Annotated in this window: 13 protein-coding genes; 11 read left to right on the top strand and 2 right to left on the bottom strand. The window is 57.9% G+C overall.

The features are described from left to right. Positions 1-27 precede the first annotated feature (27 nt). Positions 28-2892 (bottom strand): excinuclease ABC subunit UvrA, encoded by a 2865-nt coding sequence (gene uvrA / locus N511_RS0105005; RefSeq protein ID WP_027678291.1) that lies wholly within the window; start codon positions 2890-2892, stop codon positions 28-30. A 242-nt stretch (positions 2893-3134) separates the two neighbouring features. On the opposite strand from uvrA, the gene N511_RS0105000 reads away from it, so the two are divergent. From N511_RS0105000 to N511_RS0104980, 6 genes are all read left to right on the top strand, one after another. Then, positions 3135-4298, top strand: coding sequence for an MFS transporter (locus N511_RS0105000; RefSeq protein WP_027678290.1), 1164 nt, complete (start codon positions 3135-3137; stop codon positions 4296-4298). 88 nt (positions 4299-4386) lie between these two features. After that, a complete protein-coding gene (locus N511_RS0104995) occupies positions 4387-4935 on the top strand; it encodes a single-stranded DNA-binding protein (protein ID WP_027678289.1) in 549 nt (182 codons plus the stop codon). A 144-nt stretch (positions 4936-5079) separates the two neighbouring features. Continuing rightward, complete coding sequence (locus N511_RS24720; protein WP_081785316.1) at positions 5080-6402, top strand: site-specific integrase; 1323 nt, start codon at positions 5080-5082, stop codon at positions 6400-6402. Beyond that, complete coding sequence (locus tag N511_RS24715; protein WP_081785315.1) at positions 6389-7966, top strand: site-specific integrase; 1578 nt, start codon at positions 6389-6391, stop codon at positions 7964-7966. Before N511_RS24720 ends, N511_RS24715 begins: the two co-directional genes overlap by 14 nt. An 802-nt stretch (positions 7967-8768) precedes the next feature. Next, positions 8769-9965: a hypothetical protein gene (locus tag N511_RS25185; protein WP_155954017.1), complete on the top strand. Its 1197-nt coding sequence runs from the start codon at positions 8769-8771 to the stop codon at positions 9963-9965. Continuing rightward, complete coding sequence (locus N511_RS0104980; RefSeq protein WP_027678286.1) at positions 9958-10365, top strand: hypothetical protein; 408 nt, start codon at positions 9958-9960, stop codon at positions 10363-10365. Before N511_RS25185 ends, N511_RS0104980 begins: the two co-directional genes overlap by 8 nt. A gap of 124 nt (positions 10366-10489) precedes the next feature. Here N511_RS0104980 and N511_RS24710 read toward each other — a convergent pair whose 3' ends face one another. Then, a complete protein-coding gene (locus N511_RS24710; protein ID WP_231479594.1) occupies positions 10490-10690 on the bottom strand; it encodes a helix-turn-helix domain-containing protein in 201 nt (66 codons plus the stop codon). A 515-nt stretch (positions 10691-11205) separates the two neighbouring features. On the opposite strand from N511_RS24710, the gene N511_RS25355 reads away from it, so the two are divergent. The 5 genes from N511_RS25355 (at position 11206) to qatD (ending at position 17050) form a co-directional block, all read left to right on the top strand. Then, entirely contained in the window at positions 11206-11709 is a 504-nt protein-coding gene (locus N511_RS25355; RefSeq protein WP_037026279.1) for an HAD domain-containing protein, read from the top strand. Positions 11710-12328: 619 nt separating this feature from the next. Next, positions 12329-14209 carry a KAP family P-loop NTPase fold protein gene (locus N511_RS0104965; RefSeq protein WP_027678284.1) on the top strand — a complete coding sequence of 627 codons (1881 nt, stop codon included), beginning with the start codon at positions 12329-12331 and terminating at the stop codon, positions 14207-14209. Then, positions 14209-15036 carry a Qat anti-phage system associated protein QatB gene (qatB, locus tag N511_RS25630; RefSeq protein ID WP_027678283.1) on the top strand — a complete coding sequence of 276 codons (828 nt, stop codon included), beginning with the start codon at positions 14209-14211 and terminating at the stop codon, positions 15034-15036. Before N511_RS0104965 ends, qatB begins: the two co-directional genes overlap by 1 nt. After that, positions 15033-16319 carry a Qat anti-phage system QueC-like protein QatC gene (qatC, locus tag N511_RS0104955; protein WP_027678282.1) on the top strand — a complete coding sequence of 429 codons (1287 nt, stop codon included), beginning with the start codon at positions 15033-15035 and terminating at the stop codon, positions 16317-16319. The genes qatB and qatC overlap by 4 nt, the downstream gene beginning before the upstream one ends. Further along, entirely contained in the window at positions 16316-17050 is a 735-nt protein-coding gene (gene qatD / locus N511_RS24705; protein WP_081785313.1) for a Qat anti-phage system TatD family nuclease QatD, read from the top strand. The genes qatC and qatD overlap by 4 nt, the downstream gene beginning before the upstream one ends. Positions 17051-17091 lie beyond the last annotated feature (41 nt).

Genomic DNA, 17091 nt, shown 5'->3' with positions numbered 1-17091 from the left:
CTTTTTTGTTGCCGAAAAGGAGGTCGCTTACTTCCGCTTCAGCAGCGGCGCGAGGTACTTGCCGGTAAAGCTCGCCTTGCTCTTGGCCACATCCTCGGGCGTGCCTTTGGCAATGATCTGTCCGCCGCCCGCGCCGCCTTCGGGGCCCAGGTCGAGCAGCCAGTCCGCCGTTTTGATCACGTCGAGGTTGTGCTCGATGATCACGATCGTATTGCCGTGGTCGCGCAGCTTGTAGATGACCTTCAGCAGCAGCTCGATATCGTGGAAGTGCAGGCCGGTGGTCGGCTCGTCCAGGATGTACAGGGTGCGGCCCGTGTCGCGTTTCGACAGCTCGAGCGACAGCTTCACGCGCTGCGCTTCACCGCCCGACAGCGTCGTCGCGGATTGCCCCAGGCGGATGTAGCCCAGGCCCACATCCAGCAGCGTCTGCAGCTTGCGGCGCACCACCGGCACCGGCGCAAAGAACTCGTGCGCCTGCTCCACCGTCATCTCCAGCACTTCGGTGATGTTCTTGCCCTTGTAGAGCACTTCCAGCGTTTCGCGGTTGTAGCGCTTGCCGTGGCACACGTCGCACGGCACGTACACGTCGGGCAGGAAGTGCATCTCGACCTTCAGCACGCCGTCGCCCTGGCATGCTTCGCAGCGGCCGCCCTTGACGTTGAACGAGAAGCGGCCCGGGTCATACCCGCGCTCCTTGGCCGACGGCACGCCGGCAAACAGCTCGCGGATCGGCGTGAACAGGCCCGTGTAGGTGGCCGGGTTCGAGCGCGGCGTGCGGCCAATCGGCGATTGGTCGACGTTGATGACCTTGTCGAAATGCTCGAGCCCGTCGATGCGATCGTGCGCTGCCGGCTCCGGCGTCGAGCCATACAGATGGCGCGCCACCGCGTGGTACAGCGTGTCGTTGATGAGCGTCGACTTGCCCGAGCCGGACACGCCCGTGATGCACGTCAGCAGCCCGATCGGAATATCGGCCGACACGTTCTTCAGGTTATTGCCGCTGGCGTTGATGATGCGCAGCCAGCGCTCCTCGTCCGGCGCTGTGCGCTGCTTGGGCACCTCGATGCGGCGCTTGCCCGACAAGTAGTCGCCCGTCAGCGACGCCGGCGATTGCTCGACCTGCTTGGGCGTGCCCTCGGCGATGATCTGACCCCCGTGCACGCCAGCGCCGGGGCCGATGTCCACCACATAGTCCGACGCGCGGATCATGTCTTCATCGTGCTCCACCACCAGCACCGAATTACCGAGATCGCGCAGGTGCTTGAGCGTGCCGATCAGCCGATCGTTGTCGCGTTGGTGCAGGCCGATGGATGGCTCGTCCAGCACGTACATCACGCCGGTCAGCCCCGAGCCGATCTGCGACGCCAACCGGATGCGCTGCGCCTCGCCGCCCGAAAGCGTATCGGCGCTGCGCTCCAGCGACAGGTAATCGAGCCCGACGTTGTTCAGGAAGTTCAGCCGCGCGGTGATTTCCTTGACGATCTTGTCGGCAATCTCGCGCTTGGCGCCGTGCATGTTCAGCGTCAGGAAATACGTGAGCGCATCGCGCAGCGGCCAGCCGTTGATTTCGTAGATGCCGCGCGCCTGGTCGGCCTCGCCGATCTTGACGAAGCGGGCCTCGCGGCGCAGGCGGGTGCCGTGGCACTCGGGGCAGGGCTGGTTGTTCTGGTACTTGGCCAGCTCCTCGCGCACGGCGATGGAGTCTGTCTCTTTGTAGCGCCGCTCCAGGTTGGGAATGATCCCCTCGAACGCGTGTTCGCGCACCGTGGTCTTGCCGCGCTCGTTGATGTATGTGAACGGAATCTGCTGCTTGCCCGAGCCGTGCAGCACGATCTGCTGGATTTCGGCCGGCAGGTCTTCAAACGCAACATCGATGTCGACGTCGTAGAACGCCGCCAGGCTCTGCAGCATCTGGAAATAGAACTGATTGCGGCGGTCCCAGCCCTTGATCGCACCCGAGGCCAGCGACAGATTCGGAAATGCCACCACGCGCTTCGGATCGAAGAACGTGATCTGGCCCAGGCCGTCGCAGTGCGGGCACGCGCCCATCGGGTTGTTGAACGAGAACAGCCGCGGCTCCAGCTCCTGCAGCGAATACGAGCAGATCGGGCAGGCGAACTTGGAGCTGAAGCCGTGCTCCTTGCCTGTATCCATCTCCAGCGCGATGGCGCGGCCATCGGCCAGGCGCAGCGCGGTTTCGAACGATTCGGCCAGACGCTGCTTGAGTTCCGGGTTGACCTTCACGCGGTCGACCACGACCTCGATCGAGTGCTTGTCGTTCTTCTTGAGCTTGGGCAGGTTGTCGACTTCGTAGACCTTGGCCTCGGCCTCGTGCGCCGTGCCGCCCCCCGAGCGGATGCGAAAGCGCACGAAACCCTGCGCCTGCATCGCCTCAAACAGGTCAACGTGCTCGCCCTTGCGGTTGGCCACCACGGGCGCCAGGATCATCAGCTTGGTGTCGGCCGGCAGCGCCAGCACGGCATCCACCATTTGCGACACGCTTTGCGCTTCGAGCGGCTGGCCGTGATCGGGGCAGTAAGGCGTACCGGCGCGCGCATACAGCAGGCGCAGGTAGTCGTGGATTTCGGTGACGGTGCCCACCGTCGAGCGCGGGTTGTGGCTGGTGGCCTTCTGCTCGATGGAAATGGCCGGCGACAGACCTTCGATCAGGTCGACGTCGGGCTTTTCCATCAGTTGCAGAAACTGCCGGGCATACGCCGACAGCGATTCCACGTAGCGCCGCTGCCCCTCCGCATACAGCGTGTCGAACGCGAGCGACGACTTGCCCGACCCCGAAAGCCCGGTGATCACGATCAGCTGGTTGCGCGGCAGATCGAGGTTGATGTTCTTCAGGTTGTGGGTACGGGCCCCACGAATCTTGATTTCGTCCATGTGCGGCTGAGTGCAGCTGAATGCGGCGTCGGGGTGCGGACCGCCTGCGGCAATCGGCGGAGGGGTGGAAAAGGGTAAGCCTGCTAATATACCGAACTTCGGTTTTGCTGGTATCTGCTCCCAGATGGGGCAATCTGCAGAGTCGTTCAAGTGTTCTTGTCGCCGCTTTTCTTCCGGGTTTTCGCGGCGGTTTCCGCACCATGTCTTCCGCTTCCCCATCCATGACTTCCGCCTCCGGCCGCATGAACGGCCTTGAGCTGCGTGCGGCCGCCTCGCTGGCCGGCATCTTCGCGCTGCGCATGTTGGGTTTGTTCATGATCATGCCGGTCTTCGCGGTGTTCGCGAAAACGCTGCCCGACGGCAACAACACTCAGCTCGTCGCTTTCGCCATCGGCGTGTACGGCCTCACGCAGGCGGTGCTCTATATCCCGTACGGCTGGCTGTCGGATCGCTTCGGACGCAAGCCCGTCATCGTGACGGGGCTGGTGATTTTTGCGGTGGGCAGCCTGGTGGCGGCGTTTTCGCACAGCGTCGCGGGCATCGCGGTGGGGCGGGCTATCCAGGGTGCGGGCGCGATCTCGTCGGCGGTGATCGCCTTCGTGGCCGACCTCACGCGCGAGGAGCATCGCACCAAGGCCATGGCCATGATCGGCGGCAGCATCGGCCTGTCGTTTGCCGTGGCCATCGTGAGTGCGCCGGTCATCTTCCGCTGGGTCGGTATGCCGGGCATGTTCACGGCGATTGGCGTGCTGGCCATCGTCGCCATCGGCGTGGTGCTGTGGGTGGTGCCCAACCCGCCGCGTCCGCCGGAGCATGTGAAAGCGCCGTTCCGAGAAGTCCTGCGCAACCCTGAACTGCTGCGCCTGAACTTTGGCGTGTTCGCCCTGCACGCCACGCAGACGGCGTTGTTCGTCGTGCTGCCGCATATGCTGGAAGCCGCCGGCCTGCCCGTCGATTCGCACTGGAAGATCTACCTGCCGGTGATGGGCGTGTCGTTCGTGCTGATGGTGCCGGCCATCATTGCCGCCGAGAAGCGCGGCAAGATGAAGGTGGTGCTGCTGTCTGCCGTGGCGCTGGTGATGGTGGCGCAGCTGGCACTGGGCGAAGTGAATCCGACGCTCGCCGCGCTGGCGATTGCGCTGCTCGTCTACTTCCTCGGCTTCAACGTGCTGGAGGCGTCGCAACCGTCGCTGGTGTCGAAGTACGCGCCGGGCGTGCGCAAGGGCGCGGCCATGGGCGTGTACAACACGACGCAGGCGCTGGGCCTGTTTGCGGGCGGTGCGGGCGGCGGCTGGATTCTGCTGCACGCGGGGCAGCATGCGGTATTTTTGACCTGTGCCGCACTGGCTTTTGCGTGGCTTATAATCGCCAGCCCCATGCAGATGCCGGCGTTGCGTCGGCACTAGGGTCGGCATTCAGCGCTACACTTTCAGTCGGCTTTTTTTCGTTAGCCCTTTACGGCGGCATCCCTTCAATTACCTTCGGAAACTCATCATGGCGTCCGTCAACAAAGTCATCATCGTCGGCAATCTCGGTGCCGATCCGGAAACGCGTTACATGCCCAGCGGCGACGCGGTCACCAACATCCGCGTGGCCACCACCGACCGCTACAAGGACAAGGCCAGCGGCGAAATGAAGGAAGCCACCGAGTGGCACCGCATCGCCTTCTTCGGCCGTCTGGCCGAAATTGCGGGCGAATACCTGAAGAAGGGTTCGTCGGTCTACATCGAAGGGCGCCTCAAGACCCGTCAATGGGAAAAGGACGGCCAGAAGCAATACAGCACCGAGATCGTCGCAGACCAGATGCAGATGCTCGGCGCCCGCGGTGGTGAGGGCGGCGGCAGCGGGGGTGGCGGTGGCGGCTACTCGCGTGGCGGTGAAGGCGGCGGTGGCGGTGGTTACGGCGGTGGTCGCAGCCAAGGTCAAGGCCAAGCCGGTGGCTACTCGCGCGGCGGCGAAGGCGGCGGCCAGGGCGGCGGTGCACGTCGTCAGCCGGCACCGTCGAATGGCTTCGAGGATATGGACGACGATATTCCGTTCTAATTTCCACCTCTATTGTTTTTGTAAAAAATTACTCACAAGCCCGCGTCCTGCGGGCTTGTGTACTTTTGTCTACGTCAGATTTACTTGAAATCTGGTGGTTTATTTGCCACCGTAGAGAACCGTTACGTTTGCAAGGGGCAGCCAATGTCCGAAGCGAGCGAGGTTCCACGCCAGCTGTTACGAACACGCATCGTAACTTTCGCGGATGGCGAGCGATTTCCGTTGCTGTTGGGGAAAGATGGTGTGCCCCATGCGATGGCCACGCTTTTCGTGACAACACAGATACGGAATGCAAGCAAGGCACCGAACACGATGCTCGCGGCCCTGGGTGCTATACGTGGCTTGCTGGTTTGGGCAGAAGTAAGGCATGTTGATCTGGAACAGCGTTTTCTGACTCGGCTATTCCTCACGGGAGCCGAGATCGAGTCGCTACGTGTCACGACCCAACTTCGACATGATGCTCGGGAATACTCGGTCGCTCATGCTGCAGTCATTCCCCCAACTTATCCCAAGGTCCCCGGGACGTCGCGAAGAACGGAGAGTGTGCGCGCCGTTAGCTCGAAGGCTAGCGGTACTGTTGGTCTGAGCACGCAGTACATCAAGCTTAGCTACATTGCTCAATACTTGCGGTGGCTTGGCAACCACCTCCTAGAGTCTTCACCACAGTCGGAGTCGACAGGCAAACGTACCTTCGAGCAGATGATCGGGTGCTTGCTTGGTAGTCGCCCGCAACCTCGTCGTCGCTGCCCTTCGCTGGCACGTCATGGACTGGATTCGGCAAGTCAGATGGCGCTGGCAGAGCTGATCAGGCCCACGGCTTCAATTAATCCTTTCTCTGAAACCGTTCAAAACAGGAATGCGTTGATTGTTCGTATTTTGGGCGAATTGGGTATCCGGGCAGGGGAGCTGTTGGCCTTAAAGGTGAGTGATTTTGATTTCCAATGCAATGAAGTGGTGATTGCTCGGCGCCATGGCGATCCTACGGATCCCCGTGCCAACCAACCTGTCGCGAAGACATTGGATCGTCGTCTGCCGGTTAGCGAGTCCCTCGCGCGGCAAATTTTTGAGTATGTACTCAACGAGCGACGTCACTATAGAGCAGCAAAGCGCCACGCATTTCTACTAGTTACGCATCGGCCGGGGCCATATTGTGGACAACCCCTTTCGGCGAAGGGGCTGGCAAAGATATTCGGGACCTTGCGTTGTGCCGACCCCGCACATCTTGCGTTTATATCGCCACATATTCTACGCCATACAGTTAATGATCGATTCTCAGAGTTGATGGATGCTCGGCGCATCAGGGATCCGAACGAGGAGAAAATGCGTTCCTATTTTATGGGTTGGAGAGAGGGGTCTGGCTCAGCAGCAACCTATATGCGGAGACACATCGAGGGTAAGGCGAGGGAGGCGGCTCTAAAGCTGCAAGAGGACATCCTTTGCGGAGAGGTTCGGCGTGGCGAGCATTAGTTCTCAAAAACCGAAGAACGCCAAATTTTTGATGGCTTCACGCGATGGCTACACCTTTGATCCTAGCGTTGATCGATGGAGGCTTTCGCGAGATGTCAGCGTTGGCCTTGATTTCATCTTCGGGCTGCTGCAGGAGCCCGCACGCAGCAGTTTTCGCAAAGTCCTTGAGTACTACGCGGTAACTGCCTCGGCAGCACACACAGCGAATATAGTTGGCCGATTCAAAGTGTTTGCTCATCACGCTAGCGGAGTGTTCCCGCTCAAGAGAGTTTTGCCAGAGCACATCTTGTCCTACCGGGCAACTCTAGATGAGGCGCACGAATGGCACTTGGGGGTAGTAAGAGGGTTACTAAGAACTTGGAATCGACTGGGATATCCCGGCGTCGACGACGACACAATTTCAGTTTTGAATGAAATTAAGCTGCGGGGGAACAAGAAAGGTGAGGCCGTGCGGCTTCGCTGTTCTCTCAGAGGTGCGCTGTCAGATCTCGAGTATGAGAGCGTCGCCGCCGGCGTGGTTAATGCCTTCGAAAAGAAAATAATTTGTTTGGCGGAGTTTGTTTTCGTTCTTCTCTTTCTTGCAACAGGGCGTCGACCTCAACAAATAGGAGATTTGAAGGCGGGTGATCTATTTCGCATTGATTCGTCTGATGGTGCGCGAAGCTACGTAATAAAAATTCCTCGAAGAAAGCAGAGAGGCCAGCTTTGGAGGGATGAATTTAAGCCTGTGGCACTCAATTCAGATATTGGTGATGCGCTGAGGCTTCTAATTGAGGAAAACAGAAGGCTGGTAGAGGGGCTGTTTCCAAACTGCGTGATGAATGAAGAGATTTCCGCTCTCATCCCTATTTTCCCAAGATGGCATCGGTTGGTGAGGAGTCGCACTTTGTCTGAGGCGGATTTCAACAGTTGCATGAGAAGAGATTTCTTCCACTTGGGGACGGAGGTGCTCAGGAAATGCCTTGTGACGATTGTTCAGACAGTGAATGTCATGTCCGAACGCACTGGTGGACAACTGAGGATTTTTCCAACGAGATTGAGAAGAACCTTTGCCACGAGGGCGGCGAGAGCGGGGTACGGCGAGTTGGTTATCGCGGAGCTTCTAGACCACAGCGATATCCAGAATGCCCGTGTCTACGTCGAGGACGTTCCGGAGCATGTAGACGCGATCAATGCAGCCGTAGCTTTGCAGCTCGCGCCACTTGCCCAAGCGTTCGCTGGAGTTTTGGTCGATTGTGAGAGCGATGCCATTCGTGGCAATACTATTGCGAGCCGAGTTCGAACCGATACAGGGAGCAGCTTGGGGACATGCGGGCACTATGGTTTTTGTGGTGCATTGGCCCCGATTGCTTGCTACACCTGCCGTCATTTCCAGCCGTGGGTGGATGGCCCTCATCGAGAGGTGCTTGATCTACTCCAGGAGGACAAGGAAAGAATCAGTGCGCTGGTGGAAGATGAGCAAATAAGCGCGATCAATGATCGCACCATGCTGGCGGTGGCTCAGGTCATCAGGCTGTGCGAGGCTCGGAGAGGGCAGTCGGGTGCTCGGAGGCGTCTTGGCTGAGATCATCTACTTCGCTCCCCGGCATACGCGTAACGTCGAAGCGAACTTGAGGGCGTTCATCAAGTACTGTCGCCACAGTATCGCAGTCTATGGGGGCGACCTGAATTGGGAGCAGAACTGTTGGCGAGGGACCGGTTTCACCTTCGGAAACATAGAGCACCGTGGACGTGTGCTGTGCTCAGAGTTGGTGATGCGGCAACCGTTCCTTGACTTCGCTAAGGCCTACTGTCGCTATCAAGAGGGACTCTACCCACGCTCTGGGGTGCGCAAGATTATCGCTCTGCGCTGCGTAGAAAGAGCACTTGTTATGAGGGGGAACGCACCGTCTGTCACGGATATCAGTGGCAGAGTGCTGGATCATGCGGTCACACTGGGACGCGAAGCATACTCCGCGGGCGTCGCTTACGCCGTAGGCCGGGAGCTTGCTCTGCTCGCATCCTTTCTAAGAGAGAAAGGACTGACAAAGGCACATTTGGATTGGAAGAATCCGGTTGCAAGGCCGAACAGTGTTGTTCGTACTGGAGCTGCAGCGAGACAGCGTCAACTTAGCAAATTGCCGAGCGACACGGTGCTAGAGGCCCTGGCCGCGATTTTTGCGTCGCGCCCGACGGAGGCTCGCGACATCTTCACCTCTTCTGTCGCAGCCATGTTGTTGTGCGCGCCTTGTCGGATATCGGAACTTCTATCGTTGCCAGCGGACTGCGAAGTGTGGGAAGCAAGACGAGATGGCAAACGCGCCTACGGCTGGCGATTTCAACCAGGAAAGGGTGGTGTATCGGGTATCAAGTGGATACCCAGCTCAATGGAGTCGCTTGCAATTGAGGCGATCGCGCGTGTGCGTCGAGTTACTGAAGATGCTCGTCGTTTGGCCGGTTGGCTGGAAGATGCGCCGCAGCTGTTCTATAGGCATTTAGATTGCCCGGCTGTCTCGGAAGAGACGCTGCTTGGCGCAGAAGAAATTGCTGCTGCGCTCGATCTCAGTGGTGACCGGCGTGTTGCGAAAGGTCAACTTAATGGAAGAGGGCTGTCGCAGAGCCCTTATAGCTACACCCTGTCGGATCTTAATCGGTGGGCACGTACCTATCTTCCCCGACAGTTTCCGTGGTTTGACGTTCGGCGAAGGTTGCGCTATCGCGACGCGCTTTTTGCTTTTCTCAGGGGGCAACTAAGAACCGATGTCATATTCCCATGCCCAGTGCGTCTCGAGCGCCCCACCGTGAACGTCTTCAACACAGACCTAAGGCGCAAAGCGGATGGCAAAGGAAAATCGATTTTCATGCGCCACGGTTGGGATGCATCACTGAAGGTGTCGTCCCACCAATTTCGACACTATTTGAATACACTGGCGCAGCGAGGGGGACTCAGCCAAGCAGAGCTGGCTCGTTGGTCAGGCCGAACAGACGTTCGGCAAAACCGCGCATACGATCACATGTCCGAATTTGAACTCGTGGACATGTTGCGATCGCGGGATCCTGCACTCTCTTTTGATCGACCGATGCAGGAAATTGCGCAGCGGCTTGCGGAGCGCATCCCTATGACACAGCAGGAGTTCAACGGACTGGCAGCGCCGACTGCTCACGTCACCGAATTCGGTTTCTGTGTCCATGATTTCGTCATGTCACCTTGCCAACGCTTTCGGGATTGCCTCAACTGTACGGAGCAGGTCTGTATCAAGGGGGACCAAAGGCTAGAGCGCCTCAAGCATCGTCTTGAGCAGGTATCGAACCTATGTAAACGAGCTTCAATCGAAATCGCAAACGGGACTGCGGGCGCCGACCGATGGTATGACATACATGCAAAGACCGAAACACGGTTGCGGCAGTTGATCGCGATTCTCGAGGAACCCTCAGTTCCCGACGGAACGATCGTACGGCTCCATGATCCGGACGAGTTCAGCCCCATTCGTAGAGCGCTCGGTGGCACTGTGCAGCCACGCGCAATCAAGTCATCAGCTAGGGCGCGGCCGGTTGGGGTAAGAAAGGAAATCGATCGTGGCTAGGCATCTGACCGACGATGACATCCTTAGGATTGTTCAGTTGCTGGACGGCTGGCAAGGGAAACTTACCTGGGATGCATTGAGTCAGGCATGCGCGCCGATCATCGGCTTATCTCCGACCAGGCAGACGCTCTATCACTGTGCTCGAGTGCAGCAAGCTTTTGCTGGCTGCAAAGAGAGGCTCAAGTCAGGTGTGTCGGAGAGCCTCGCCAGCCCAGGCTCAATTCGCATCGCTGCTGAGCGTATTGCGAGGCTCGAAAATGAAAACGCACGGCTTCGACGTGAGAACAGCGCACTGCTACAGCAGTTCGTTGTCTGGCAGTACAACGCCTATGCGATGGGTATCCTGGATCGTGACCTAAATCGCGCGCTGCCAAAGATAGACCGCGGTACGACCGAATAGATACATGAACGATCAACTTCGGCGAGCCCCGTGCGACTTTGCAAAGGGGCTGCCATCGCCAATGGCGTTCGACGTATGGTACGCCAGGATGTGGGCACAGCCTACGAAAGAGCAACTGGTGGGGCTAAGAGCCACTTGGTTGCGACGAGTCTTCGTCAAAGAGAGCTGCGATTGGAAGCTCAAATGCAGCAGCTACGCGCTCAATGCTATCCAGCGAGGCGTTACGCGCGCATCGCTCTACATGCGCCAAAAAAGAACGGTCCAGTCCGGATCGAAAAGACAACTCTTCTTGTGACCAACCGCGTTCCGCCCGCAGTCGCCGCATGTTGTCAGCCAACACCTGGCGAGGGTCCGGTCTGACGGGGCGAGGCGGGTGGATCGACATGCCCGCATAGTGCTAATACCAAACTTTGATGTCAGTGGGTTTTGAGTCACAATAGAGATTCTGTAACCTACTTCTTCGATATGAGCACTCGTCGCAAAGGGCGTAACGCTGTACGGAATGGAAGCAGACCTACCGAAGCAGAATTGCGAATTGCCACCGCTGCTGACCAAGTTTGTTTTCGTATGCCCACGCTTGGTTTCGACTTGAAGCTTGAACAGTCGGATGTGGTCGGAGCCGTCTTTGTCGAAGAGACAGAGAGCTTGGAGATATCTCTGCTGCGAGGAAGCGTGATAACTCTTCAGTGCACTTTGGACGACGCCATGATTCTTGCAGTCCGACTCTTACCTGAGGAAAGGGATGGCGATTTCCTGTATCAGTCAAAAGACGGAACACGGTACTGCGCTTGGGATGATTTGCGCTAGCTACCACCGTATGTAGGCAACGGAGATTCTAAGTTGATCCTGTTCCTGGACTACGACGGAGTTCTGCATCCGGACGCCGTATACCTAGTCCATGGGCGGCCAGTCTTGCGGGCCGACGGCGAGCTCTTTATGTGGACGCCTATACTCACAGCGACTTTGGAGCGGTGCCCCGACTTGCGGATTGTGCTATCGACGTCTTGGGTTCGTGTCTTGGGATTCAGCAGGGCGCGTGACTTTCTTCCCGATTCACTGCGACGGAGGGTTATCGGTGCGACTTGGCATTCCGCAATGGGGCGCCACCACGAAGGACATCACCGGCTAGACGACAACTGGTTTGTGAGGGCCTCGCGCTACGAGCAGATCAAGAGATACCTCTCTAGGACCTCATCTGATGTAGCGAGAGAATGGATCGCCATAGATGACGATGATGAGGGGTGGGATGAGTCAGATCGATATCACCTTGTGAGGACAAGCGGCTGGACCGGTCTCTCGAGCCCTGAGTCACAGCTTGATCTCCAGGCAAAACTCAACCAATAGAGGTTCACTAGGACGGACGAGAGGACTCACATCAGGTGTCGACACCTGGCTTAGAGTAAGCCGATTAGGGTTGGAGCGGTTTGGCACGTGTTCCGCTTTTTGCCTAGCCCACATGAGTAAAGCCCCGTTCGAAGCGGGGCTTCATTTTTTGGAGTGTCCGTACTTCGCTTGTGGTTTTTCATTACTCTGCGCAGCGAGATGAAGGTGATATCGATGGGAATGGCGGCCTGGAACGGCCAAAGCTCGTCGCTCACTCACGTGTCACAAAACATCTAAAAAAACCGCCAAGCTGAGGGGGTAATATTTTTACTCCCCCTCAAATTATCTGTTTAGGGGATGGAAAGAGAGGACAAATGGTCGCCTAATCTCTCGAAGAGCCTTTAGCCGATTGTTCTAGCGCAAGTGGCCTTGAATTATGGGCGCAAGACCGGCTTATAAGTTAACGTGAGTCGCCGTTACAGTGCAGTGTTGCAGGCTGGCTCGGTCTGCAACCGCCCGCTCCACTCTCGTAGCCTTAGCCGGCGTGGGAAATGTGTAAGCCAGTCGTCTCGACCACCACCCAAAAGACGAAAGGTGCATTCAGCATTCAGGATAGCCGTACGAACCGGGAAAATAATAGATGTGGCACGACATTGAGGCTGAGGTTGACCTACTCAACTTCGGTTTGATAGCGAACGCGGCAGCCAATCTGATAAAGGACGCGGGGGACACGCCGGTCACTATCGGAATATCCGGTGGCTGGGGGGCTGGAAAATCGACCCTCGTAAAACTTGTTCAGGCTCAGCTGGAACAAGGGACGAAGAATGAGGGAAAGAACCCGCCATACATCCTCATGGAGTTTAACGCGTGGCTTTACCAGGGCTACGAAGACGCGCGTCAGGCACTACTTCAAGCGGTTTCAGACCGCCTTGTCGAGGAAGCAACGAAACGGAAAACGTTTGTCGACAAAGCGGTGGATTTCGCCAAGCGTGTGAAGCTGCTCAAGCTTGGCCGAATCGTCGCGCCCGCGATTGCGCACGTCGCCGTGGGAACCGTCGCTGCGGGCCCTCTCGGGACGCTGTTCGGCGCAGTCAGCGGTTTGATACAAGGTTTCTCCGATGAAGAAAAACGTGCGGAAGGCCTGAACGCGGTTCGGGAAGCCTATGCCGAGCTCTCCCCTGAGCTGAAGGACATCATTGGGGACAAGACGGAAGCGTCCCTGCCGAAGGAAATTGAGGGCCTGCGTCGAGCATTTGCTGAGCTACTAGAAAAACTCGATGTTCGCCTTGTGGTGTTTGTAGATGACCTCGATCGGTGTCTACCCACGACCGCCATTGGAACATTGGAGGCGATGCGGCTGCTGCTTCACGTCAAGCGAACCGCCTTCTTGATAGCTGCGGATGAAAGCATGATTCGGGGGGCGGTCCGAGCTCATTTCAAAGGTGTCGACATTGAAGAAGGGCTTGTCACCAGCTACTTCGATAAGCTCATCCAAATTCCGTTGCGTGTTCCTCGCTTGGGCATCAACGAGGTCAAGGCTTACCTTGCGCTCCTTTTGACGGAACTTGCTGCACGAAAGGACCGGCTCTCCTCGCAAGTTCAGTCGAGTGGCCAAGCTTCGGTTCTTGCGCTGCTCAAGAAGTCGTGGGCAACGGGAATCTCGCGCGAGCTTCTCGACGAAGCCTTCAAGCCCGAGAAGGCGCGCGTGGCCAAAGAATTGGACATTGCTGACCAATTGGCGCCATTACTCGTTACCTCGGCTGAAATTGCGGGCAATCCTCGACTCATCAAGCGATTCCTCAACAATCTCATGATTCGGCAAACCATTGCCGAAGAGATGGGCATGCCGCTTGCCTTGGAAGAGCTTGTCAAGATTCAACTCTTCGAGCGCTGCGCATCGAGTGCCGCCTTCGAATTCCTAACCAAGGCGGTAGCCTCGGACGCAAACGGCAAGGCCGAGTTCTTGGACTCCGTTGAGACTGCGGCACAAAAGGCAGAGAAGTACGAACCGCCTCACGCGTCGTGGACCGGCCCGTTTTATGAGCAATGGGTCAAGCTGGCTCCACGCTTGGCAGACAAGGATCTGCGGCCAATCCTGCACCTGAGCCGCGACCGCAGCTTAGGCCTTGCCGCCTACGATGAGTTGTCCGCTGAAGCGAAGAAGGTCCTTGAGGCAACCATGGAGGCGACTGAGCTTTCGAAAATTTTGGTCCAACAGCTTACAGCCCTTGGGGAGGGAGACGTCTCACGAATTCTCAACCGAGCGATACGCAAGGCCCGAGAAAGTCAGTGGGAGCTCGACGACATCATTCGATGCCTCAATTGCACTGACGCCCATCCTTCTCTAGGGCTTCAACTTGCGCCGGCACTCTTCGAGGTTCCTGGAAACAAGCGCAACGTGGCGCTCCTCCCCCTGCTTAAATCGCGCGCCTGGGCCGGCGACCTATTGCGGGACTGGAAGGATGACCCTGAGACCGACGAAAAGTCGCGCCGTTACCTGCAGAAGAAGGGTTCTAAGTAATGGGTACTTCTACCTCCAGCACGGGACCGAACAGTGGAGTAAGCCTCGATCCGCCTTGGCTTGATGATGTTGTTGGCGACATTGGCAAGGGCAGCGCGATTTCCCCTGGTGACGGGGAGCCTCCGAATTCTCCCGCAGGCCCAACTGGCAATGCCCCGTCCGCTCGCTATGGGGAGGCTCGCCGAGAGTTCGGAAAGTTCGCCAAAACCGGGAACACGCAGCATCTTCGAAACGCGGTCGGGCACTACTCGCGTCGGGGTAGTGGTGGCGCGAGTGCCGCAGCCAGCCGCATGCGCGCATCGACCAGCGCTGGCGCTGCGTTGTTCTCATTTCTCAACGCTCTCAGCCAAGGGACGTCAGCCGAGGCTCGCCAATGGGTTGATGCCCTGCGCGCAACCAATCCTTCGGCGGAAGACGTGGTGGGCGCCATCGTGCGAGAGCTGGCCCCCCCGGGTGGCAGTGCAGACGAAGAATCGTTCCGTGATGCAATGGACTTTGCCTTGTCAGAGCTCATTAAGGACGACCCAGCCGTTGACCCGTTGAGCATGGGAATCGATGAAATCTGGGAGTTGATGAAAGGCTATCTGGCGACCGAGGCAGCCAACCGGCTTTGCTTTGACTTGGGCCCGATCTTCGAAAGCTCGCAGCTTGACCCAAGAACCGCGGTCATACGGGAAAGGGAGATGCGGCGCTTTCTCAAGAACGAAATTGGGGCGCATGTCGACTTGCTTCGAATTAATAGCGCCAATCCAACACGGTCGCAATTGGACGGCATTCTGCAGGAGTCATTGAAGATGACCTTCGAACTCTTCGAGACTGATCTATGACGAAGGTTTTCGGTGCACCCAAAGACCTGATTCCGGACTCCCGTCGGGCCGACACCACGTATGTCTCGATGTACGCACACGATGGACTACCTGACGTTAGCACCGTAGGGACATCCCTCATCGACGAAATTCGGCGAGCAGGTCTTGCCCCGGGTATATCCAGCTGGGACTTCCTATCGTTCGCACTTGCGGTCAACGCAGCCGACCATGCGGTAGAGCGAGGCGTCTCAGCCGACGGTTGGACCAGAATTATCGAGTTGGAAGTAGCCTTGTATGAGCCTCAGCCCTTCGAGCAGTTGAAGCGCGAAATCGAGCAGGCACTACGCTTCTTGACGGGCGACTTCTGGCACCTGCGCTTCATCGATGGTGGATACCCCCCACCGATTCCCCGACAACGCGTAGTGCACGATGCGGACTGCGTAGCCCTTTTGTCAGGTGGTCTCGACAGTCTGATTGGTGCACTGGACCTCACGGCTCAAGGGCGGCGCCCCCTCTTTGTTTCGCATATTGCGAAGGGCGATTCGGAGACCCAAGTGCTGTACGCGAACGCACTTGGAGCCGGAGAGCGTCATTTGCAATGGAACCAGAACATATGGTTGAAGCCGCAGCGAGACGGCGAGGGCTCCACACGGGGTCGATCCATCGTGTTTTTTGCTTTTGCGGCACTTGCTGCCCACAGCCACGCAACTGCGACCGATGCTGGATCTGTGGAGGTGTTCGTGCCGGAGAACGGTCTCATCAGCTTGAATGTGCCGTTGAACGCTGGCCGAGTAGGTAGCTTGAGCACGAAGACCACCCACCCGGTGTTCATGCAGCGTTTGCAAGCTCTCTGGACTCAACTCGGGATACCCGCGACCTTGCGGCTCCCATACGCTGCCCGTACCAAAGGGGAGATGATGGCTGAGTGCCTTGACCAAGCCCAATTGGCAGATCTGGCCGGCATGTCAACGAGCTGTGGCCGTTTCGCTGTGTTCGGACTGCGGCACTGTGGTCGGTGCGTGCCTTGCATGGTCCGCCGTTCAGCTTTTCTTCGGTCCGGCATCACCGATACCACTGCAATCTACGTTCACAACGATCTGAAAGCCGCGCAGCCGGATAAGGGACCGAACGACGTGGCCGCAGTCGCGACTGCTGTGGTGAAAGTCGATGACGATGGCATTCGTGCCTTCACTGCGGGGCAGTTTGCCTTTGCGGAGCCGTCTAGCCGCGTTGCGTTTGAGGGCGTGGTCGAGCGCGGACTGCAAGAATTGGGTGTCCTACTGCGCTCGCACGGTGTCCTGTGATTGACTTCCACTCACATCTTGACCTCTATCCCGACGGCCTAACACTGGCACACAAGGTCAATCGCCGCAACGAGTTTACCCTCGTCGTCACGACCAGCCCACGCGCCTTTCATGCAACCTCGCGAGTATTTTGTGGGTTGCGAAACATCCACGTTGGCCTTGGCCTTCATCCCGAAGTTGCGGAGGCAAAGGCTAGTGAGCTGGACGCTTTGGTTGCAGGAGTCAAGGACGCAAGATTTATCGGTGAAGTTGGACTCGATGGCTCACGAAGATTTCAAAAATCCATTGAGCTACAGGAGCACATTTTTCAAGCAGTCCTCGCTGAATGTGGTCGACAAGGCGGCAGAATCGTCAGTATCCACTCCCGCGGAGCTGTGCAGCGAACTATCGAAACGTTGGCTAGAGCACATGACGTAGGCTATCCAGTTCTGCACTGGTTTTCCGGAGGAGTCACCGAGCTTCGAATGGCCGCACGCCTCGGCTGCTGGTTCAGCGTCGGGCCTGCCATGCTCGCCGGTGAGAAGGGCCGCAGTTTATTGAGCCACATGCCATTGGACCGCGTCCTTCCGGAGACTGATGGACCATTTGCTACGGAGGGAGGCGTTCCCCTGAAACCCTGGGATGCGTGGAAAGTGTGCGCCACGCTTTCAGAGGTGTGGGCGCTGCCTCGCAGCGCTGTTGAAGAACAACTGAGAACCAATCTTAACCGTCTACTTGGCTGTCAAACCTGACGTGAAAGGGGTGGTTGACGGGATCTTCTGGCGTTGGTCGG

The organism is Ralstonia sp. UNC404CL21Col (assembly GCF_000620465.1).
GTDB classification, from domain to species: domain Bacteria; phylum Pseudomonadota; class Gammaproteobacteria; order Burkholderiales; family Burkholderiaceae; genus Ralstonia; species Ralstonia flatus.
The sequence above is the reverse complement of the archived record's forward strand: the minus strand, read 5'-3'. Positions and strand labels throughout refer to the sequence as shown.